Source organism: Pseudomonas sp. B21-051, assembly GCF_024748795.1.
Classification (GTDB): domain Bacteria; phylum Pseudomonadota; class Gammaproteobacteria; order Pseudomonadales; family Pseudomonadaceae; genus Aquipseudomonas; species Aquipseudomonas putida_A.
This window is the reverse complement of the sequence record NZ_CP087166.1, coordinates 4,565,318-4,586,495: the sequence shown is the minus strand read 5'-3', so window position 1 is coordinate 4,586,495 and position 21,178 is coordinate 4,565,318. Positions and strand designations below refer to the sequence as shown.

Genomic DNA, 21,178 nt, shown 5'->3' with positions numbered 1-21,178 from the left:
GCAGGTCGAGATTTTTTGTTTGCTGGCTGCTGCATCAGCAGGGCGGGCAACGTTTCAAGAGAATTCGGAGCGAGTTATGGCAGGTCATTCCAAGTGGGCGAACATCAAGCACCGCAAAGAACGTCAGGATGCCAAGAGAGGCAAGATCTTCACCAAGTGGATCCGTGAACTGACCGTTGCGGCCCGTCAGGGCGGCGGCGATCCGGGTTCCAACCCGCGTCTGCGCCTGGCTCTGGACAAGGCCCTTGGCGCGAACATGAGCCGCGACATCATCGATCGCGCCGTCGCCCGTGGCGCCGGTGCGACCGAAGCGGACAACGTTGAAGAGCTGACCTACGAGGGTTACGGCCCGGGCGGCGTGGCGGTGATGGTCGAATGCATGACCGACAACCGCAACCGTACCGCAGCTGCCGTGCGCCATGCATTCAGCAAATGCGGCGGCAACCTCGGCACCGACGGTTCGGTCGCGTACCTGTTCGAACGCAAAGGGCAGATCAGCTTCGCCCCGGGCGTCGACGAAGACGCCCTGACCGAAGCGGCGCTGGAAGCCGATGCCGACGACGTGGTCAGCCATGAAGACGGCTCGATCGACGTGTTCACCTCGTTCACCAGCTTCTACGCGGTGCGTAACGCGCTGGAAGCGGCCGGGTTCAAGGGTGACGACGCAGAAATCGTCATGCAGCCGACCACCAGTGCCGAACTGGATCTGGAAGGCGCGGAGAAGGTGCTCAAGCTGATCGACATGCTCGAGGATCTGGATGACGTACAGAACGTCTACTCCAACGCAGACATTCCGGAAGACGTGGCCGCACAGCTCGGTTGATGCAAAATACCAAGGTCGCAGTTTTTGATGGCTCTACAATTAACCTGTAGGAGCTGCCGAAGGCTGCGATCTTTGTGTTTTTAAAGATCAAAAGATCGCAGCCTTCGGCAGCTCCTACATGTACCCTCAGCTTTCGCATCAATTTCTGCAGGCGTTATGACTTTAATTCTGGGTATCGACCCCGGCTCGCGCATCACCGGTTACGGGATTGTTCGCGATACCGGACGCGGCGGCTGCATCTATGTGGCCTCGGGCTGCATCCGTACCGGCGCCGGCGAGCTGCATGAGCGGCTGCAAATCGTTTATCGCGGCGTGCGTGAAATCATTCAGACCTATGGCCCGGTGACCATGGGCATCGAAAAAGTGTTCATGGCGAAAAACGCCGACTCGGCGCTCAAGCTCGGGCAGGCTCGCGGTGCGGCGATTGTGGCTGGCGCCGAGGAAAGCCTGGAGATTGCCGAATACACCGCCACCCAGGTCAAACAAGCCGTGGTCGGCACCGGCGCTGCCAATAAAGAACAGGTGCAGATGATGGTCATGCACATGCTCAAGCTGACCAGCAAACCGCAGATCGATGCCTCGGATGCGCTGGCCATTGCGATTTGTCATGCGCATACCCGTTCCAGCCTGCTGCCGCATGGCCTGGGTACCGCACGCAGTCGTGGCGGGCGCCTGCGTCTCTGATAGCATCAGCAATCATTTTTGCGGAATGCGGATTTCGCGCCTGGGTCGTCGGCCCGATTCCCGCCTTCCATCTGTCGCCAGCCCACGGCTGGCCAACGCTCAAGGATCTGAAACGTGATTGGACGCTTGCGCGGCACCCTGGCTGAGAAACAGCCGCCGCACCTGATTCTGGATGTAAACGGCCTCGGGTATGAGCTGGAAGTGCCCATGACCACCCTTTATCGTCTGCCGTCGGTCGGTGAACCGCTGACGCTGCACACCCATTTGGTCGTACGCGAAGACGCGCAGTTACTCTATGGCTTCGCCGGCAAGCGTGAGCGAGACTTTTTTCGTGAGTTGATCCGTCTCAATGGTGTCGGGCCGAAACTGGCCCTGGCCTTGATGTCGAGCCTGGAAGTCGATGAACTGATTCGCTGCGTTCAATCCCAGGACACCTCGGCGCTGACCAAGGTCCCGGGGGTCGGCAAGAAAACCGCCGAACGCCTGCTGGTCGAACTGAAGGATCGCTTCAAGGCCTGGGAAACCTCGCCGGCCATGTTCGCCCTGGTGCCGAATCAGCCGGACGGCCCGGCGCCGGTCAACACCGCTGAAAACGATGCGGTCAGTGCGCTGATTTCCCTGGGCTACAAGCCGCAGGAAGCGAGCAAGGCGATTACCGCCATCAAGGACAAGAATTTGAGCAGTGAAGACCTGATCCGCCGCGCCCTGAAGGGAATGATTTAAGTGATTGAAGCTGATCGTCTGATCGCCGCCGCGCACAGCCCGCGCGAGCGCGAAGAAGTCCAGGATCGGGCCATTCGCCCGGTCAGTCTGGCCGACTACATTGGCCAGCCGACCGTGCGCGAGCAGATGGAACTGTTCATCCAGGCTGCGCGTGGTCGCAGTGAATCGCTGGATCACACGTTGATCTTCGGCCCGCCGGGTCTGGGTAAAACCACGCTGGCCAACATCATTGCCCAGGAAATGGGCGTGTCGATCAAGAGCACGTCGGGCCCGGTGCTTGAGCGTCCGGGAGATCTGGCGGCACTGCTGACCAATCTTGAGCCGCACGACGTGTTGTTCATCGACGAAATCCATCGTCTGTCGCCCATCGTTGAGGAAGTGCTGTATCCGGCGATGGAAGACTTCCAGCTCGACATCATGATCGGTGAAGGGCCGGCAGCGCGCTCGATCAAGCTTGATCTGCCACCGTTCACCCTCGTTGGCGCCACGACTCGTGCCGGCATGCTGACCAACCCGTTGCGTGACCGCTTCGGTATCGTCCAGCGTCTTGAGTTCTACAGTACGGCGGATCTGGCGACGATTGTCAGTCGGTCGGCGGCGATTCTCGGTCTGCCACTGGATCCGGAGGGTTCTTTCGAAATCGCTCGTCGTGCTCGCGGCACGCCGCGGATCGCCAACCGACTGCTGCGTCGGGTGCGCGATTTTGCCGAAGTACGGGCCAAGGGCCATATCACCAAGTCGGTTGCCGATCTGGCGTTGAATCTGCTGGATGTCGATGAGCATGGCTTCGATCATCAGGACCGGCGCTTGCTGCTGACCATGATCGAGAAGTTCGATGGCGGCCCGGTGGGTATCGACAGCCTCGCGGCGGCGATCAGCGAAGAGCGCCACACCATCGAAGATGTGCTGGAGCCGTACCTGATTCAACAGGGTTACATCATGCGTACGCCACGGGGCAGGGTGGTGACGCGGCATGCGTACCTGCATTTCGGTCTGAACATTCCGTCACGAATGGGCGAAATGCCTGTGGCAGACGAGTTTCTCGATGCCGTGGATGATTGATACACATTTTTTGGCGATTTATTCAGCGTTTGTACTGTCACAGGACGGTACTTTTGCGGTAAAGCCTTAAACACTGAAAAAACAGTTGCCTGGCCGGATTGGCAACCTGAGGAGTAAGCACTAGAGTATGCGCGCGCAAAACGGGCTTGAGCCGTTCGCACATCGTTGTCGCGTTTATTACGAGGACACCGATGCGGGCGGCATCGTGTATTACGTTAATTACCTCAAGTTTATGGAACGGGCTCGAACCGAGCGGCTCCGGACGCTGGGCTTTGCCCAGTCGGAACTGGCCGGGGAGGACCTGTTGTTTGTCGTGCATTCCAGCGAAGCGCGCTATCACGCGCCGGCGCGACTGGACGACGAACTGCTGGTAAGCGCTGATGTAATCGAATTGAACCGTGCCAGCCTGCGCTTTAAACAGCAGGTCAGGCGGGCCACGGATAATGTGCTGCTCTGTGAAGGGCAGTTTCTGGTGGCCTGTGTGCGCACCGACAGTTTGAAACCCCGGGCCATGCCCGAATCCTTGCGTGCGGCCTTTGCCGACGCGGGCGGCACGGGTACACACTCAAAGCAGGAGATAAAGCGTGGAAGCTAACGTCGTCGACCATTCCTCCATGTGGAGCCTGGTCAGCAATGCCAGCATCGTGGTGCAGTTGGTAATGTTGACCCTGGTGGCCGCATCGGTGACCTCATGGATCATGATCTTTCAGCGCAGCAATCTGCTGCGTGCCGGTCGACGCGCCCTGGAGAGCTTCGAAGAGCGCTTCTGGTCGGGTATCGATCTGTCCAAGCTGTACCGTCAGGCCGGCAGCAACCCGGATCCGGATTCGGGCGTGGAGCAGATCTTCCGTGCCGGTTTCAAGGAATTCTCCCGTCTGCGTCAGCAGCCAGGTGTTGACCCGGAAGCGGTGATGGAAGGTGTGGCGCGGGCCATGCGCGTTGCCATCTCCCGTGAGGAAGAGAAGCTGGAGCAGAGCCTGCCATTCCTCGCTACCGTTGGTTCGGTCAGCCCGTACATCGGTCTGTTCGGTACCGTGTGGGGCATCATGAACTCCTTCCGCGGTCTGGCCAGCGCCCAGCAGGCGACTCTGGCCACCGTGGCCCCGGGTATCGCCGAAGCCCTGATCGCTACCGCGATCGGCCTGTTCGCCGCGATCCCGGCCGTTATCGCTTACAACCGTTTCTCTGCCCGCAGCGAAACCTTGCTGAGCCGCTACTACACCTTCGCCGATGAGTTCCAGGCGATCCTGCACCGCAAAGTGCACACCAGCGAAGAATAAGCAGGTATTTCCCGATGGCTTTAATCGCTCGAGCCCGAAACAAGCGCAAGCCGGTCGCCGAGATGAACGTGGTGCCATACATCGACGTGATGCTGGTGCTGCTGGTTATCTTCATGGTGACCGCGCCGATGCTCAATCAGGGCGTGAAAGTGGATCTGCCCAAGGTTTCCAGCGAAGCCTTGCCGCAGGACAACAACACTCAGGTGCTGACCATTTCGATCAAGGCTGACAAGACCTACTACTGGAACCTTGGCAGCGAAGTCGATACTGAAAAGCAGCAGGACAGGGCAATGACCCTGCCGCAGATGACTGACGCGGTGACCAAGATCATTCGCGCCGGCACCGAAGGCGGCAAGCGTACCCAGGTCTTTATCCGAGGCGACAAGTCGGTCGACTACGGCGCCGTCATGGGTGCCATGGGCGGGTTGCAGAAAGCCGGGGTCGGTAATGTTGGTTTGATTACCGAGGCCCCCTGATGCAGCAACAGCGAGAGCCGTCCGCCTCGGAAAGCTACTTCTGGCCCAGTGTTCTGGCGATTGTCCTGCACGTGCTGGTGTTCGGCATGCTGTTCGTCAGTTTTGCCTTCACACCCGAGTTGCCGCCGGCCAAGCCGATTGTCCAGGCGACCCTGTACCAGTTGAAATCGAAAAGTCAGGCAACCACCCAGACCAATCAGAAGATTGCGGGTGAGGCGAAGAAATCCGCCGCGCGCCAGACCGAAGTCGAGCAGATGGAACAGAAAAAGGTCGAGCAGGAAGCGGTGAAGGCTGCGGAACAAAAGAAAGAAGAAGCGGCTCAAAAGGCCGAGGAAGCCAAGAAGGCCGACGAGGCGAAGAAAGCGGACGAGGCGAAAAAGGCTGATGAAGCCAAGAAAGCCGACGACGCGAAGAAAGCCGAGGCCAAGAAGGCAGAAGAGAAACAATTGGCTGATATAGCCAAGAAGAAAGCCGAAGAAGAAGCCAAGAAGGCGGCTGAAGAAGAGGCCAAGAAAGCGGCCGCTGAAGAAGCCAAGAAGAAGATCGTCGAAGACGCGAAGAAGAAAGCCGCCGAAGACGCCAAGAAAAAAGCTGAAGCTGAAGAGGCGAAGAAGAAAGTCGCCGACGAAGCGAAGAAGAAAGCTGCTGCCGATGCTGCGAAGAAAAAATCGCAGGAAGCGGCACGTAAATCCGCCGAAGAGAAAAAGGCTCAGGCCCTGGCAGATTTGCTTTCCGACACGCCACAGCGTCAGCAGGCCTTGGCCGATGAGCAGGGTGACGAAGTCGCGGGCAGTTTCGATGACCTGATTCGTGCGCGGGCAGCGGAAGGTTGGGCGCGTCCTCCTTCGGCACGCAAAGGCATGACGGTCGTGCTGCAAATCGGCATGTTGCCGGACGGTACGGTGACTTCGGTCAGCGTGGCCAAGTCCAGTGGCGATGGTCCGTTCGATGCGTCGGCAGTCGCGGCAGTGAAGAATATTGGACGTTTAACAGAAATGCAGGGAATGAAGCCGAGCGATTTCGCTCCGTATCGTTCATTCAAGATGACATTCACACCTGAGGATCTAGCCTTGTGAGAAACCTTCTTCGAGGAATGCTGGTCGTGATCTGCTGCATGGCAGGGATCGCGATGGCTGATGAAAAGAACATTCTGGTCACCAGCGGCAGCGATCGGGCCACCCCGATCGCCGTCGTACCGTTCGGCATGCAGGGCGGTGCGGTGCTGCCGGACGATATGGCTGAAATCATTGGTAACGATTTGCGGAACTCGGGCTACTACTCGCCGATTCCAAAGCAAAACATGATCAGTCAGCCAAGCCAGCCGAGCGAAATCATCTTCCGTGACTGGAAGGCGGTAGGTGCTCAGTACATGATGGTCGGCAGCATTGCTCCAGCGGGCGGTCGTCTGCAGGTGCAGTGGGCACTGTTCAACGTGGCCACCGAGCAGAAAGTGGCTGACGGCAGTGTCTCCGGTACCACCGAGCAACTGCGTGACATGGCGCACTTCATCTCTGACCAGTCGTTCGAAAAACTCACCGGTATCAAAGGTGCGTTTTCGACCCGTCTGCTGTACGTGACAGCCGAGCGATTCTCCGAGAAGAACACTCGCTACACCCTGCAGCGTTCGGACTACGACGGTGCCCGTGCAGTAACTCTGCTGCAATCGCGCGAGCCGATCCTGTCGCCGCGTTTCGCCCCGGATGGCAAGCGCATCGCCTACGTGTCGTTCGAGCAGAAGCGTCCACGGATCTTCATGCAGAACATCGACACCGGTCGCCGTGAGCAGATCACCAACTTCGAAGGCCTGAACGGCGCGCCAGCCTGGTCGCCGGATGGCAATCGCCTGGCTTTCGTACTGTCGAAAGACGGCAACCCGGATATCTATGTGATGAACCTGGGTTCGCGTCAGATCACTCGCGTGACTGCAGGTCCTGGCATCAACACCGAACCGTACTGGGGCAAGGATGGTTCGACCATCTACTTCACCTCGGACCGTGGCGGCAAGCCGCAGATCTACAAAACCAGCGCCAGCGGCGGTGGTGCCGAGCGTGTGACCTTCATTGGCAACTACAACGCCAACCCGAAGCTTTCGGCTGATGAAAAGACGCTGGTGATGATCCATCGCCAGGACGGATTCACCAATTTCAAGGTGGCGGCCCAGGATTTGCAGCGAGGTAGTGTAAAGATCCTCACTGATAGCACTCTGGACGAGTCACCTACTGTTGCGCCCAACGGCACCATGGTAATCTACGCCACCCGCCAGCAGGGCCGGGGAGTCTTGATGCTCGTGTCCATTAATGGACGCGTGAGGCTCCCGCTTCCTACCGCACAAGGCGAAGTCAGAGAACCGTCCTGGTCCCCTTACCTGAACTGACGCGGCGCTTTACGTTTTACTTAACACACTGGGGTTCATTAGGAGTTTCACGATGGAAATGCTGAAGTTTGGTAAATTTGCTGCGCTGGCTCTGGCCATGGCTGTAGCTGTAGGTTGCTCGTCCAAAGGCGGCGACAACGCCGGTGAAGGCGCTGTTGATCCAAACGCTGGTTACGGCGCAAACACTGGTGCCGTTGACGGTTCCCTGAGCGAAGAAGCTGCTCTGCGCGCAATCACCACCTTCTACTTCGAATACGACAGCTCGGACCTGAAGCCAGAAGCCATGCGCGCTCTGGACGTTCACGCCAAAGACCTGAAAGCAAACGGCGCTCGCGTTGTTCTGGAAGGCAATACCGACGAACGTGGTACTCGTGAGTACAACATGGCACTGGGCGAGCGTCGTGCGAAAGCCGTTCAGCGCTACCTGGTACTGCAAGGTGTTTCCCCAGCTCAGCTGGAACTGGTTTCCTACGGCGAAGAGCGTCCAGTTGCTACCGGCAACGACGAGCAGTCCTGGGCTCAAAACCGTCGCGTCGAACTGCGTAAGTAATTCGATATGCGAACGTGCCGTCGTGCTGTAACTGTTCTGGCTCTCAGTCTCGCACCGCTTGCGGTGTGGGCTGCGGTTCCTGTGGTCGATGACAACTCCGGTTATAACAATAGCGGGAGCAGTTATCCGCCTGCGGGTTACGGTACGAACGGCGCCTATGCCGGGGGAGCGGCTTCGGCCCCTGCCTCGGCACAGGGCATGCTGTTCAACCAACTGCAACAGATGCAGGATCAGATATCGCGCCAACAAGGTGTGATCGAAGAACTGCAGAATCAGGTTGCGCGCATGAAACAGGAATCCCTGGAGCGATACCAGGATCTTGATCGGCGCATAGGATCCGGCGTTGCACCTGCCGCGACTCCTGAGAATTCTTCTGCCGGTGGCGATGCAAGTGCTGCTGCCGGCGCTGCCGCTGGCGCCGGGGCTGCTGCCGCCCAGGCACCTGCTGCGAGTAGCGAACCGGGTGATCCGGCCAAGGAAAAGCTGTATTACGATGCCGCTTTCGACCTGATCAAGGCCAAGGATTTCGACAAGGCCAGCCAGGCTTTCTCGGCATTCCTGCGCAAATACCCGAACAGCCAATACGCGGGCAATGCCCAGTACTGGTTGGGCGAAGTGAACCTGGCCAAGGGCGATCTGCAAGGTGCAGGTCAGGCTTTCGCCAAGGTGTCGCAGCTCTATCCCAAGCACGCCAAAGTGCCGGATTCGCTGTACAAGCTGGCTGATGTAGAGCGCCGCCTCGGTCACACCGACAAGGTCAAAGGCATTCTGCAACAGGTGGTTTCCCAATACCCGGGGACCTCCGCTGCTCAGTTGGCCCAACGCGATCTGCAACGCATGTAAGTGTGTTTGACCCGTTTGGAAGAAACCCGCGCTTGTCGCGGGTTTTTTCGTTAGAATTCACGCCCTTTTTCTGAAACACGCTTCTGGTGATCTACGCGTTGGCGGGGTTGCCGGAAGTGCCTGACGGAGGCGGACAGCCTGTTTAGCTGTTACGCCCGTGGCGACTATGCAAGACACATTGAGAATTACCGAAGTTTTCTACTCGCTGCAGGGGGAAACGCGGACTGCCGGGCTGCCCACGGTTTTTGTGCGCCTGACCGGTTGCCCATTGCGTTGCCAATACTGCGACAGCGCCTATGCGTTCAGCGGCGGTACGATCCGCACCCTCGACGATATCCTCGAACAAGTGGCCGGGTTTCGCCCGCGCTACGTCTGTGTGACCGGCGGTGAACCGCTGGCGCAGCCCAATGCCATCCCTTTACTCAAGCAGTTGTGCGATGCCGGTTACGAAGTGTCACTGGAAACCAGTGGTGCGCTCGATATCTCGGCGGTAGATTCGCGCGTCAGTCGCGTGGTCGACTTGAAGACGCCGGACTCCAAAGAGGCGCACCGCAACCGCTACGAAAACATCGAACTGTTGACGCCCAACGATCAGGTGAAGTTTGTCATCTGTTCGCGGGACGACTATGACTGGGCGGTCTCGAAGCTGATCCAGTACGGTCTTGATCGCCGTGCGGGTGAAGTGCTGTTTTCCCCAAGTCATCATGACCTCAATGCCAGGGATCTGGCGGACTGGGTGGTGGCAGACAACCTGCCGGTGCGATTGCAATTGCAGTTGCATAAATATCTATGGAATGACGAGCCGGGGCGCTGATATGACTGAACAACTGAACACTCACGAAAAACGTGCAGTAATCCTGCTGTCGGGTGGCCTCGATTCGGCCACTGTGGTCGCGATGGCCCGGGCTGAAGGCTACGCCTGCTATACCATGAGTTTCGATTACGGCCAGCGCTCTCATGCGGAGCTGCATGCCGCAGCGCGCGTCGCTCGCGATCTGGGTGTGGTCGAGCACAAAGTGATCGGCCTGAACCTGAATGGTATGGGCGGTTCGGCGCTGACCGACACCAGCATCGACATCCCGGAAGAGCTGGGCGAGGGCATCCCGGTGACCTACGTGCCGGCGCGCAACACGGTGTTCCTGTCGCTGGCGCTGGGCTGGGCTGAAGTGCTTGGCGCGCGTGACATCTTTATCGGTGTCAACGCGGTGGACTATTCCGGTTACCCGGATTGCCGTCCGGAGTTCATCGAGTCGTTCGAGCGCATGGCCAATCTGGCGACCAAGGCGGGCGTGGAAGGCAACGGTTTCCGCATCCAGGCACCCCTGCAGAACCTGAGCAAGGCGCAGATCGTCCAGGCGGGCGTTAAGCTGGGCGTGGATTACGGCCTGACCGTTTCCTGCTATCAGGCGGACGATGAAGGCCGCGCGTGCGGCAAATGCGACAGCTGCCGCCTGCGTGCAGAAGGCTTCGCAGCGGCCGGTGTAAGCGATCCAACACCTTATTTTTGATTTTTTTCAAAAAGGTGTTGAATAGTCCTTAAAAATCAGTATTATACGCGCCACCACACAGCGGGTCGTTAGCTCAGTTGGTAGAGCAGTTGGCTTTTAACCAATTGGTCGTAGGTTCGAATCCCACACGACCCACCATATTTGGCGGTTTAGAAAATCCGGAAGGCCCACGAAAGTGAGGATTTCCGGGTTTTTTTTTGCCTGCGATTCGGGCACCGCTCTGTTCATCGTTGCCTGTGCTGACACAGGTCAGAATCATCTTTTGTATCAACGGGATATTCTGTAGCCTTGCGCAGCTTCAACGCTGTCCGTGCCTGATAAAACTCACTCTCCCGGCGGTACCCTCATGTGGTCCGGAGCCGGGTGTATACTCGACTTTCGCGCGAAAGCGCCTGCAGGTCTTGCGAACATGACGCAGATTTCCGAACGCCTTCTGGTTCAAGCCCACCTCGACGCCAAACAGCCCAAACCGCTGACGGCCGAGGAGGAGGCCTACTACCGTTCTGCTATCGCCGCCGAGCTCAAGGCTCAGGACGCGGTGCTGGTGGCTCACTTCTATTGCGATCCGGTGATTCAGGCCCTGGCCGAAGAAACCGGCGGCTGTGTGTCCGACTCCCTCGAAATGGCGCGCTTCGGCAACGCTCACCCGGCCAAGACCGTGGTGGTCGCCGGCGTGAAGTTCATGGGCGAGACCGCGAAGATCCTCAACCCGGAAAAACGCGTGCTGATGCCGACCCTGGACGCGACCTGCTCGCTGGACCTGGGTTGCCCGGTAGACGAGTTCTCGGCGTTCTGCGATCAGCACCCGGAGCGCACGGTGGTGGTATATGCCAACACTTCGGCCGCAGTCAAAGCCCGCGCTGACTGGGTGGTGACGTCGAGCTGCGCGCTGGAGATCGTCGAAAGCCTGATGGACAACGGCGAGACCATCATCTGGGGCCCGGACAAGCATCTGGGCACTTACATTCAGCGCAAGACTGGTGCCGACATGCTGCTGTGGGACGGTGCGTGCATCGTCCACGAAGAGTTCAAATCCAAGCAGCTCGAAGACATGAAGGCGCTGTATCCGGACGCCGCGATTCTGGTGCACCCGGAGTCGCCGACCTCGGTGATCGAACTGGCGGATGCTGTAGGTTCCACCAGTCAGTTGATCGCTGCCGCGCAAAGCCTGCCGAACAAGACCCTGATCGTCGCCACCGACCGCGGCATCTTCTACAAGATGCAGCAGCTGTGCCCGGACAAGGTCTTCATCGAGGCGCCAACCGCCGGTAACGGTGCAGCGTGCCGCAGTTGCGCACATTGCCCGTGGATGGCCATGAATACCCTTGAGCGCACGCTCAAGAGCCTGAAGGAAGGGACGAACGAGATCTTTGTCGATCCGGCGCTGATTCCGCAGGCGATCCGGCCGTTGAAGCGCATGCTGGATTTCACCCAGGCGGCGCGGATGAAGCTGGCGGGTAACGCCTGAGGTCCTTCAGAAACAGCGCAAAACCTGTGGGAGCGAGCCTGCTCGCGAAGGCGGTGAATCAGCAAACATAAATGTCGGCTGATACTACGCTTTCGCGAGCAGGCTCGCTCCCACAGTGGTATTCGGTGTCAGGAAGTTATTTGCTCTTCTTCGGAATTCGCACCACGCGGGTATCGGAATAGATGTCGTGCCAGGTGCGCTTCTGCTTGTCGTACAGCGACCAGAAGAATCCAAGCCCTGCGCACAGCCACGAAGCGATCGACACCATGAAGCGCAGCAGCGCCTGCCACAGGCTGATCGCGCTGCCATCGGCGTTCTGTACGCGAATGCCCCACACCTGCATGCCCAGTGTCTGCCCGCCGTGGGTCCAGAACTTGGCGAAGAAAGCAAACAGCACCAACAGCAGCACTGTTGAATACAGCGGATCGCCATCCATTTTCCCGGCGTCGGTCAGCACGCGCAGGCGCTCTTCACCGATGATCGCTGCCTGGATCAACTTGTAGACGAATCCGGTGACGATCAGCAGGGCAGTGCACAACAGGAAGTCATAGAACATCGCGGCCAGGCGCCGGCCGAGGCCAACAGCAGGAAAGTCGCCCTGGGGAGTGAGCAGATTCTTCGACATGGCAGCCTCTGGACGCAAAATGAAGCGCCATTTTACGGATTCGCGCGCACAAAAAAGCCCCTGATATCAATATCAGGGGCTTTTTCGTTACAGAAGATCAGGCTTCTGCTTGTACTTCATCAGCCTGCATGCCTTTCTGGCCTTGCACAGCAACGAAGGTCACTTTCTGGCCTTCTTTCAGGCTCTTGAAGCCGTTGCCCTGAATAGCGCGGAAATGCACGAACAGATCCGGACCGCTTTCTGGAGTGATAAAACCAAAACCTTTCTCGTCGTTAAACCACTTGACGGTACCGCTCTGACGTTGGGACATTTCTTATTTCCTTTGACGCATAAATTGATGACAGTCTCTTTCTCATGAAAGAGTACTGGGGCTGGTTGCAGGAGAGTAAGAAGACGTCGAGCGGGATGTAGCTAACTTGTAGGCTACTGCCCAGGTCACGATTCCAAGCTGACCCATGCAAACACAGTGGACAAACTCTACGCCAACTACGGGAGAAAAAACAAGCCCCGCGAAGGCCCCGGTTTTCCTGCCCCTGCTGGCAGTTAGTCAGTCTGATAGTGCGGCTTAGACGAATAGCTTGTTCAAAAGTTTTCGAACGTTATAAGCAAAGTTCATAATCGAATCAGATGTTAGAAAATGCACTTTTTTGTGGCGATTGCGTTACACATTAGTGCACGCATAACGCAATCGCGTTACTTATAGAAACAGTCAATCAACCACGATAGTAGCGTTGTGGAACAAATGGCATTTTGCTTACAAGCATTTGCACCTTTTTCCCACGAACGATGGCCCAGACTGGCGTATCCAGGGTGACATAAGCGCTGTCGAGATAACCCATCGCCAACGGACCGCCCAGGGTCGGACCGAAGCCGCCGCTGCACACACCGCCGATGATTTCGCCGGCTTCGTTGACGATTTCTGCGCCTTCACGCACTGGTGTACGTTCCTGCGGCAGCAGGCCGACACGTTTGCGCGCGACGCCGTTCTGCTGCTGAGCAAATACCTGCTCTGCCCCCGGGAAACCACCGGCCCGCGCGCCGTCGGCACGGCGTGGCCTGGAGATCGCCCACAACAGGCTGGCTTCGATCGGCGTGGTCTCGGTGTTCATGTCGTGGCCATACAGGCACAGGCCGGCTTCCAGGCGCAGCGAGTCGCGGGCGCCGAGGCCGATGGCCTGAACTTCCGGTTCGGCCAGCAGGGCACGGGCGAGTTTTTCGGCGTCGGCGGCGGGCACCGAGATTTCGAAACCGTCTTCACCGGTGTAGCCCGAACGGCTGACGAAGCAATCCACGCCCAGCAGTTGTACGCGGTTGAACTGCATGAACGTCATCTTCGCCACCTCTGGCGCAAGACGCGCCAGCACGGTGACCGCCGCCGGACCCTGCAACGCCAGCAGTGCGCGCGCTTCGAACAGCTCCGTAATGGTGCACTGATCGCCAATGTGCTTTTGCAGATGCGCCAGGTCCTGATCCTTGCAAGCAGCGTTGACCACCAGGAACAGCTCGTCGTTACCCAGGTTGGCGACCATCAGGTCGTCGAGGATGCCACCTTTGTCGTTGGTGAACATTGCGTAGCGCTGCATGCCCACCGGCAGGTCGATGATATCCACCGGCACCAGGGTTTCCAGGGCCTTGGCGGCATTGGCGCCGGTCAGGCGGATCTGGCCCATGTGCGAGACATCGAACAGCCCGGCCTGCTCGCGGGTGTGCTGGTGTTCTTTCATCACGCCCAGCGGGTATTGCACCGGCATGTCGTAGCCGGCGAACGGCACCATGCGGGCACCCAGTTCGAGGTGCAGAGCGTGCAGCGGGGTTTTTGACAGTTGTTCGGTGGACATGCGTGGCTCCTTGAAAGTTTGAGTTTGGGGGTATGGGGCTGGATTTAGATCAAGATCAAAAGCCCCTCACCCCAGCCCTCTCCCGGAGGGAGAGTGGGCTAAGTGCGGTCCTCTACCAAAAGGAGAGGACATAAATCAGCATTCGATGATGTTGACTGCCAGACCGCCGCGGGCGGTCTCTTTGTATTTGCTTTTCATGTCGGCGCCAGTCTGGCGCATGGTGCGGATGACTTTGTCGAGGGAGACGAAGTGTTGCCCGTCGCCGCGCATGGCCATGCGCACCGCGTTGATCGCTTTCACCGAGCCCATGGCGTTGCGCTCGATGCACGGCACCTGCACCAGCCCGCCAATCGGGTCGCAAGTCAGGCCGAGGTTGTGTTCCATGCCGATTTCCGCCGCGTTTTCCACTTGCTGCACGCTGCCGCCGAGGACTTCGCACAGCGCGCCGGCCGCCATTGAGCAGGCCACGCCGACCTCACCCTGACAGCCGACTTCGGCGCCGGAGATCGAGGCGTTTTCCTTGTACAGAATGCCGATCGCGGCGGCGGTCAGCAGAAAGCGCACCACGCCGTCATCGTTCGCACCCGGGATAAACCGCATGTAGTAATGCAGCACCGCCGGAATAATCCCGGCCGCGCCGTTGGTGGGCGCGGTGACCACGCGGCCGCCGTTGGCGTTTTCTTCGTTGACGGCGAGGGCGTAGAGGTTGACCCAGTCCAGCACCGACAGCGGATCGCGCAATGCCGATTCCGGGTTCTTGCACAATTGTCGATGCAGCGCCGCCGCCCGGCGTTTGACCTTCAGCCCGCCCGGCAGAATGCCTTCGTTGCGACAACCCGCGGCAACGCAGTCCTGCATCACTTGCCAGATTTTCAGCAGACCGGCGCGGGTTTCCGCTTCAGGGCGCCAGGCACTTTCATTGGTCAGCATCACCTGGCTGATCGACAGCCCGTAAGTGGCGCAATGGCCGAGCAGGTCCTTGGCACTTTTGAACGGGAAGGTCAGCGGGGTGGCGTCTTCGACGATGCGGTCGGCTCCGGCCGCGTCTTCGTCGACCACAAAACCACCGCCGACCGAGTAGTACTCGCGGCTGCGGATCTGCAATCCCGCCGCATCGAAGGCACGAAAGATCATGCCGTTGGGGTGGTAGGCCAACGGTTTGCGGATCATTGCCAGGTGTTCTTTCTCGTTGAAGGCAATGCTGTGTTCGCCGAGCAGGTTCAGCCGGCCATTGCCGCGAATCTCCTGCAGGCGCGCGGTGACGGTTTCGGTGTCGACGGTGTCCGGGTGTTCGCCCTCCAGGCCAAGCAGCACGGCTTTGTCGCTGCCGTGACCCTTGCCGGTGGCGCCAAGCGAGCCGTACAACTCGACCCGGACGCTGGCGGTCGCGGTCAACAGGTTTTCCCGGCGCAGGCCTTCGGCGAAGCGCGCAGCGGCACGCATCGGGCCGACGGTGTGGGAGCTGGAAGGGCCGATGCCAATCTTGAACAGGTCGAACACGCTTAACGACATGAGTGGTTCTCCGGTTTCTTGTTATAGGAATTGGCGGAATATCAGGCTGGGTACATCCCCCTGTAGGAGCTGCCGAAGGCTGCGATCTTTTGATCCTGGTTTTTTAGAAACAAGAGCAAGATCAAGATCAAAAGATCGCAGCCTTCGGCAGCTCCTACAGGGAAGGAGCGGGGCAGATAAACCTGCCCCTTCTTCGGTTAAGCGTAGCTTTCGATCGACGGGCAGGCGCAGACCAGGTTGCGGTCGCCGAACACGTTGTCAACACGACCGACCGGCGGCCAGTATTTGCCTTCGATCAACGACGCTACCGGATAAACGGCCTGCTCGCGGCTGTACGGGTGGGTCCACTCGCCGACCAGCTCCGCTGCGGTGTGCGGGGCGTTTTTCAGCGGGTTGTCGTCCTTGTCCAGCGTGCCGTTTTCCACCGCGCGGATTTCCTCGCGGATGCGGATCATGGCGTCGCAGAAGCGGTCCAGTTCTTCTTTGGATTCGCTTTCGGTCGGCTCGATCATCAGCGTGCCGGCGACCGGGAACGACATGGTCGGGGCGTGGAAGCCGAAGTCGATCAGACGCTTGGCGACGTCATCGACGCTGATGCCGCTGCTGTCTTTCAGTGGACGCAGATCGAGGATGCATTCGTGCGCCACCAGCCCGTTGCTGCCGGTGTACAGCACTGGATAGTGCTCTTCGAGGCGACGGGAAATGTAGTTGGCATTGAGGATCGCCAGTTGCGAAGCACGCTTCAGACCGGCGCCGCCCATCATGCGAATGTACATCCAGGTGATCGGCAGAATGCTCGCGCTGCCGAACGGTGCTGCGCAGACCGCGCCTTCCTTGCGTGCCATCTGGCCGTGACCCGGCAGGAACGGGGTCAGGTGCGACTTGACGCCGATCGGGCCGACACCCGGGCCGCCACCGCCGTGGGGAATGCAGAAGGTTTTGTGCAGGTTCAGGTGCGACACGTCGCCGCCGAACTTGCCTGGTGCGCAGAGGCCGACCATCGCGTTCATGTTGGCGCCGTCGATGTACACCTGGCCGCCGTTGTCATGAATGATCCCGCAGATTTCGCGGATGCCTTCTTCGAACACGCCGTGGGTCGACGGGTAGGTGATCATCAGCGCCGCGAGGTGTTCGCGGTGCTCGATGGCTTTGGCGCGCAGGTCTTCGATATCGACGTTGCCGCGCGCATCGCACGCGGTCACCACCACGCGCATGCCAGCCATGTTGGCGGTGGCCGGGTTGGTGCCGTGGGCCGACGACGGGATCAGGCAGATGTCGCGGCGCTCGTCGCCACGGCTCTGATGGTAGGCGCGAATCGCCAGCAGGCCTGCGTATTCACCCTGCGAGCCGGCGTTCGGTTGCAGCGAGATCGCGTCGTAACCGGTGGCGGCGCAGAGCATCGCTTCCAGTTCGTCGGTCAATTGCTGATAACCGGCGCTCTGCGCAGCCGGAGCGAACGGGTGCAGGGCGCCGAATTCGGCCCAGGTCACCGGGATCATTTCGCTGGCGGCGTTGAGTTTCATGGTGCACGAGCCCAGCGGGATCATGGTGCGATCCAGTGCCAGGTCCTTGTCCGCCAGTTTGCGCAGGTAGCGCATCAGCTCGGTTTCCGAGTGATAACGGTTGAACACCGGGTGGCTGAGAATCGGCGACTGACGGACCAGCGCCGCCGGGATGGTGCTTTGCACCGAAGCGGCCAGCGCAGCGAAGTCCGGCAGGGCCTTGCCGTCGGCGAACAGGCCCCACAGGGTTTCGATGTCAGCCTGGGTGGTGGTTTCGTCCACCGACAGGCCCAGACGCTCGGCATCGATGACCCGCAGGTTGATCTGTGCAGCGTGCGCCTTGTCGTGCAGCGCGGCGGTTTGCGCGCCGGTGGCGAGAGTCAGGGTGTCGAAGAAGCTTGTCTGCTCGACGGTCTGGCCCAGTGCGCTCAGGCCCTTGGCGAGAATCGCGGTCAGGTGATGCACGCGGTTGGCGATCCGGGTCAGGCCTTTCGGGCCGTGGTACACGGCGTACATGCTGGCGATGTTGGCCAACAGCACCTGCGCGGTGCAGATGTTCGAGGTGGCCTTCTCACGGCGGATGTGTTGCTCGCGGGTCTGCATCGCCAGACGCAGGGCCGGCTTGCCGAAACGGTCAACCGAAACACCGACCAGACGGCCCGGCATGTCGCGCTTGAACGCATCCTTGGTGGAGAAGTAAGCCGCGTGCGGGCCACCGAAGCCCAGCGGCACGCCGAAGCGTTGCGCCGAACCGATGGCGACGTCTGCGCCGAACTCGCCCGGAGCGGTCAGCAGGGTCAGGGCCAGCAGGTCGGCAGCCACTGCCACCAGCGCGTTGGCGGCGTGGAAACGCTCGGTCAGTTCGCGGTAGTCGAACACATCACCATTGCTCGCCGGGTACTGCAGCAGCGCGCCGAAGAATGGCGTCACGTCACTCAGTTCACGCTCATCGCCGACCACCACTTCGATGCCCAGCGGCTCGGCACGGGTGCGCAGCACGTCGAGGGTTTGCGGGTGGCTGTGGATCGAGGCGAAGAACTGGTGGCTGCCCTTGTTCTTGCTCAGGCGCTTGCAGAAGGTCATGGCTTCGGCAGCGGCGGTGGCTTCGTCGAGCAACGAGGCGTTGGCGATCGGCAGGCCGGTGAGGTCGCTGATCAGGGTCTGGAAGTTCAGCAACGCTTCGAGACGGCCCTGGGAAATTTCCGGCTGGTACGGGGTGTAAGCGGTGTACCAGGCCGGGTTTTCCAGCAGGTTGCGCAGGATCGGCGACGGCGTGTGGCAGTTGTAGTAGCCCTGGCCGATGTAGGTCTTGAACAGCTGGTTTTTGCCGGCGATGGATTTGATCATCGCCAGAGCATCGGCTTCGCTCAGGCCGTCGTCCAGGCCGAGCACGCTGGTGCCCTTGATGCTTTCCGGGATGACGCTGGCGCTCAGGGCTTCGAGCGAGTCGAAGCCGAGGCTGTTGAGCATGGCTTGCTCGTCACCGGCGCGCGGGCCGATGTGACGGGCGATGAATTCGTTGGCAGTGCCGAGGTTTACTTGGGTCATGTCGTTACTCCTCAGGCTTCGGCTTGGGCTTTGATCAGGCGGTCGTAGGCGTCTTGATCGAGCAGTTTGCCGACAGCGGCGGCGTCACTTGGCTGGAAGCGGAAGAACCAGCCTTCGCCCAGCGGATCTTCGTTGACCAGTTCCGGGCTGCCATCCAGTGCCGGGTTCACTTCCACAACTTCACCGTCGAGGGGCATGTACACGCCGCTGGCGGCTTTCACCGATTCCACGGTGGCGGCTTCGGCGCCTTTTTCGTAAGCCTGCAGCTCAGGCAGTTGCACGAACACCACGTCGCCCAAAGCGTTCTGCGCGAAAGCGGTGATGCCGACAGTAACGCTGCCGTCAGCTTCGGTGCGCAGCCATTCGTGATCTTCAGTAAAACGCAACTCGCTCATGGAAACTCCTAAGGGGGCCAGACTCGTCTGGTGGACGCGGTGGAAGGCTTGGGCAAGAAAGCCCTGATTTTATGAGCGGTTACTTAGCAAGAACGCGGCCATCTTGGATTTATCTATATAAATCAGGCGGTTGGATGATTTTTGAAGTGGCCGGAATCGAATGGCTGTAGCGAAATCGCTACAGCTTGGGGCGGGGAGAAAAGCTGAAGCGGATCAAAGCCTTGTACAGCGGTGATCGGAGGTGGGTGTAGCGATATCGTTCCGCTGTAGCGCTTTCAGTACAGATGGAGGTCGGTTTTCACGCTGAAATGTAAATCTTGAAAATTGTTGCTCAACTGTAGGAGCTGCCGAAGGCTGCGATCTTTTGATTTTGTTTTTAGATCAAGATCAAAAGATCGCAGCCTTCGGCAGCTCCTACAGGGGGGGTTAGGGTGAATTTAAGACTTACTTGGAATGCCATATTTGCGCAGGCGATGGGCAATCGCGGTGTGCGAGGTCTGCAGGCGGCTGGCCAGTTGGCGGGTCGAGGGGTAGCTGACGTAAAGTTTTTCCAGCAGCGATTTTTCGAAGGACTCGACGGCTTGTTCAAGGCTGTCGACGTCGCTGTCGGTCTGCCGCGCCACTGAGGTGCCGGCGATGTCGAGATCACCAATATCGACCAGGCTGCTTTCGCAGATCGCCGCCGCGCGGAAGATCACGTTCTGCAACTGGCGCACGTTACCCGGCCAACGATTACCGAGCAGCGCTGGATAAGTCCCTGGAGCCAGTCGGCACACCGGACGCTGAATCTGCGCACACGCCTGCTGCATGAAGTAACGCGCCAGCAACAGAATGTCCTGACCTCGCTCACGCAACGGCGGTACTTCGACGTTGAGTACGTTGAGGCGATAGAACAGGTCTTCGCGGAACAGTCCCTCGCTGACCATTTTTTCCAGGTCGCGGTGGGTCGCGCTGAGGATCCGCACGTTGACCTTCACCTCGCGATCACCGCCCACTCGACGGAAGCTGCCGTCGTTCAAAAAACGCAGCAGTTTGGCCTGCAAGTACGGCGACATTTCGCCGATCTCGTCGAGAAACACCGTGCCCTGGTTCGCCAGTTCCATCAGCCCCGGTTTGCCGCCACGCTGCGCGCCGGTAAAGGCGCCGGGGGCGTAGCCGAACAGCTCGCTCTCGGCGAGGTTCTCCGGCAGGGCCGCGCAGTTCAGGGCGAGAAACGGCGCACTGTGCCGCGCACTGATCGCGTGGCAGGCGCGGGCCACCAGTTCTTTACCGGTGCCGGTTTCGCCTTGAATCAACAGTGGCGCATCAAGGGCTGCGACTCGTTGCGCGCGGGCCTTCAGCGTGCGGATTGCCGGGGATTCGCCGAGCAGTGCATCGAAACCTTCGGCATGGTCATGGTGCAACGCCGAGAGCTGTTCACCAATGCGGTTCGGTTGATACAGCGTGAGCAAGGCGCCGGCGTCGGTGATCGGCGTGGCGTCGAGCAACAGGGTCTGGCCATTGACGGTTATTTCCCGCAGTGACAGGCGCAAGCCTTGTTCGAGCAGGGTGTCCAGCAGGCCGGGATCGTTGAACAGTTCAGCGACGCTTTCACCCGCCGGTTCGCGGCCGTACAGCGCAATCAGCGCCGGGTTCGCCAGCAGCACTTTCCCCGCGCTGTCGAGGGCCAGTACCGGGTCGGTCATCGCCGCGAGCAAGGCATCCAGCTGCAAGTGCCGACGCTGGCCCGGAAGAATGTCGACCACCACCACGGCCTCCACGCCGCGCACACGGAACAACGCATCTTTGAGTTCTTCGAGCACTTGCGGGCTCAAAGTCGGTGCATCGATATAGACGTTGGGCGGGATCATCTCCACCGCATCCAGATTGAGGTTGCGCCCACCGAGGATCGCCAGGACTTCCTGGGTGATGCCGACGCGGTCGATGAAGCTGACGTGGATACGCATGGGGGCGGTTCAGTGATCTGA

21 protein-coding genes and 1 tRNA gene are annotated in these 21,178 nt (G+C 59.7%); 15 read left to right on the top strand and 7 right to left on the bottom strand.

From position 1 onward, the window contains the following. Positions 1 to 76 precede the first annotated feature (76 nt). From LOY52_RS20630 to nadA, 15 genes are all read left to right on the top strand, one after another. The gene (locus tag LOY52_RS20630) at positions 77 to 823 is read left to right on the top strand and encodes a YebC/PmpR family DNA-binding transcriptional regulator (RefSeq protein WP_003227527.1); all 747 of its coding nucleotides are present in this window, start codon (positions 77 to 79) and stop codon (positions 821 to 823) included. A 156-nt stretch (positions 824 to 979) separates the two neighbouring features. Then, positions 980 to 1,507 carry a crossover junction endodeoxyribonuclease RuvC gene (gene ruvC, locus LOY52_RS20625; protein ID WP_007951206.1) on the top strand — a complete coding sequence of 176 codons (528 nt, stop codon included), beginning with the start codon at positions 980 to 982 and terminating at the stop codon, positions 1,505 to 1,507. 114 nt (positions 1,508 to 1,621) lie between these two features. After that, positions 1,622 to 2,230 (top strand): Holliday junction branch migration protein RuvA, encoded by a 609-nt coding sequence (gene ruvA, locus LOY52_RS20620; RefSeq protein WP_003227522.1) that lies wholly within the window; start codon positions 1,622 to 1,624, stop codon positions 2,228 to 2,230. Then, the gene (gene ruvB, locus LOY52_RS20615) at positions 2,231 to 3,292 is read left to right on the top strand and encodes a Holliday junction branch migration DNA helicase RuvB (protein WP_007962024.1); all 1,062 of its coding nucleotides are present in this window, start codon (positions 2,231 to 2,233) and stop codon (positions 3,290 to 3,292) included. Between the two features lie 127 nt (positions 3,293 to 3,419). Continuing rightward, entirely contained in the window at positions 3,420 to 3,887 is a 468-nt protein-coding gene (gene ybgC / locus LOY52_RS20610; protein ID WP_027612533.1) for a tol-pal system-associated acyl-CoA thioesterase, read from the top strand. Then, positions 3,877 to 4,572 (top strand): protein TolQ, encoded by a 696-nt coding sequence (tolQ, locus tag LOY52_RS20605; RefSeq protein ID WP_007912733.1) that lies wholly within the window; start codon positions 3,877 to 3,879, stop codon positions 4,570 to 4,572. Before ybgC ends, tolQ begins: the two co-directional genes overlap by 11 nt. A gap of 23 nt (positions 4,573 to 4,595) precedes the next feature. Further along, positions 4,596 to 5,048: a protein TolR gene (gene tolR, locus LOY52_RS20600; protein WP_161794900.1), complete on the top strand. Its 453-nt coding sequence runs from the start codon at positions 4,596 to 4,598 to the stop codon at positions 5,046 to 5,048. Next, positions 5,048 to 6,124: a cell envelope integrity protein TolA gene (gene tolA, locus LOY52_RS20595; RefSeq protein WP_041068568.1), complete on the top strand. Its 1,077-nt coding sequence runs from the start codon at positions 5,048 to 5,050 to the stop codon at positions 6,122 to 6,124. Before tolR ends, tolA begins: the two co-directional genes overlap by 1 nt. A 17-nt stretch (positions 6,125 to 6,141) precedes the next feature. Beyond that, positions 6,142 to 7,422 (top strand): Tol-Pal system beta propeller repeat protein TolB, encoded by a 1,281-nt coding sequence (tolB, locus tag LOY52_RS20590; protein ID WP_164747834.1) that lies wholly within the window; start codon positions 6,142 to 6,144, stop codon positions 7,420 to 7,422. A 52-nt stretch (positions 7,423 to 7,474) separates the two neighbouring features. Continuing rightward, positions 7,475 to 7,972 (top strand): peptidoglycan-associated lipoprotein Pal, encoded by a 498-nt coding sequence (pal, locus tag LOY52_RS20585; protein ID WP_003178634.1) that lies wholly within the window; start codon positions 7,475 to 7,477, stop codon positions 7,970 to 7,972. A gap of 6 nt (positions 7,973 to 7,978) precedes the next feature. Then, positions 7,979 to 8,815, top strand: coding sequence for a tol-pal system protein YbgF (gene ybgF, locus LOY52_RS20580; protein ID WP_258675788.1), 837 nt, complete (start codon positions 7,979 to 7,981; stop codon positions 8,813 to 8,815). 166 nt (positions 8,816 to 8,981) lie between these two features. Continuing rightward, positions 8,982 to 9,629 (top strand): 7-carboxy-7-deazaguanine synthase QueE, encoded by a 648-nt coding sequence (gene queE / locus LOY52_RS20575; protein ID WP_047296033.1) that lies wholly within the window; start codon positions 8,982 to 8,984, stop codon positions 9,627 to 9,629. A gap of 1 nt (position 9,630) precedes the next feature. Next, positions 9,631 to 10,323, top strand: coding sequence for a 7-cyano-7-deazaguanine synthase QueC (gene queC, locus LOY52_RS20570; RefSeq protein WP_003227501.1), 693 nt, complete (start codon positions 9,631 to 9,633; stop codon positions 10,321 to 10,323). Between the two features lie 62 nt (positions 10,324 to 10,385). Next, positions 10,386 to 10,461 (top strand) — tRNA-Lys (locus LOY52_RS20565). Positions 10,462 to 10,732: 271 nt separating this feature from the next. Beyond that, positions 10,733 to 11,791, top strand: a complete 1,059-nt coding sequence (nadA, locus tag LOY52_RS20560; protein ID WP_003227499.1) for a quinolinate synthase NadA — start codon at positions 10,733 to 10,735, stop codon at positions 11,789 to 11,791. A 136-nt stretch (positions 11,792 to 11,927) separates the two neighbouring features. On the opposite strand, the gene LOY52_RS20555 is transcribed toward nadA, so the two are convergent. The 7 genes from LOY52_RS20555 to LOY52_RS20525 all read right to left on the bottom strand — a co-directional run bounded on the left by LOY52_RS20555 (position 11,928) and on the right by LOY52_RS20525 (position 21,157). Further along, complete coding sequence (locus tag LOY52_RS20555; RefSeq protein WP_098965267.1) at positions 11,928 to 12,416, bottom strand: RDD family protein; 489 nt, start codon at positions 12,414 to 12,416, stop codon at positions 11,928 to 11,930. Between the two features lie 97 nt (positions 12,417 to 12,513). After that, on the bottom strand, positions 12,514 to 12,726 hold the full coding sequence (locus LOY52_RS20550; RefSeq protein WP_003175786.1) for a cold-shock protein: 213 nt from the start codon (positions 12,724 to 12,726) through the stop codon (positions 12,514 to 12,516). 403 nt (positions 12,727 to 13,129) lie between these two features. Beyond that, the gene (gene gcvT / locus LOY52_RS20545; RefSeq protein ID WP_258675786.1) at positions 13,130 to 14,254 is read right to left on the bottom strand and encodes a glycine cleavage system aminomethyltransferase GcvT; all 1,125 of its coding nucleotides are present in this window, start codon (positions 14,252 to 14,254) and stop codon (positions 13,130 to 13,132) included. 135 nt (positions 14,255 to 14,389) lie between these two features. Then, on the bottom strand, positions 14,390 to 15,766 hold the full coding sequence (locus LOY52_RS20540; protein WP_258675785.1) for an L-serine ammonia-lyase: 1,377 nt from the start codon (positions 15,764 to 15,766) through the stop codon (positions 14,390 to 14,392). A gap of 197 nt (positions 15,767 to 15,963) precedes the next feature. After that, on the bottom strand, positions 15,964 to 18,816 hold the full coding sequence (gcvP, locus tag LOY52_RS20535; protein ID WP_408980409.1) for an aminomethyl-transferring glycine dehydrogenase: 2,853 nt from the start codon (positions 18,814 to 18,816) through the stop codon (positions 15,964 to 15,966). A gap of 11 nt (positions 18,817 to 18,827) precedes the next feature. Further along, complete coding sequence (gene gcvH / locus LOY52_RS20530; protein WP_027612543.1) at positions 18,828 to 19,211, bottom strand: glycine cleavage system protein GcvH; 384 nt, start codon at positions 19,209 to 19,211, stop codon at positions 18,828 to 18,830. A 437-nt stretch (positions 19,212 to 19,648) separates the two neighbouring features. Then, entirely contained in the window at positions 19,649 to 21,157 is a 1,509-nt protein-coding gene (locus LOY52_RS20525) for a sigma-54-dependent transcriptional regulator (protein WP_258675784.1), read from the bottom strand. Positions 21,158 to 21,178: the final 21 nt, after the last annotated feature.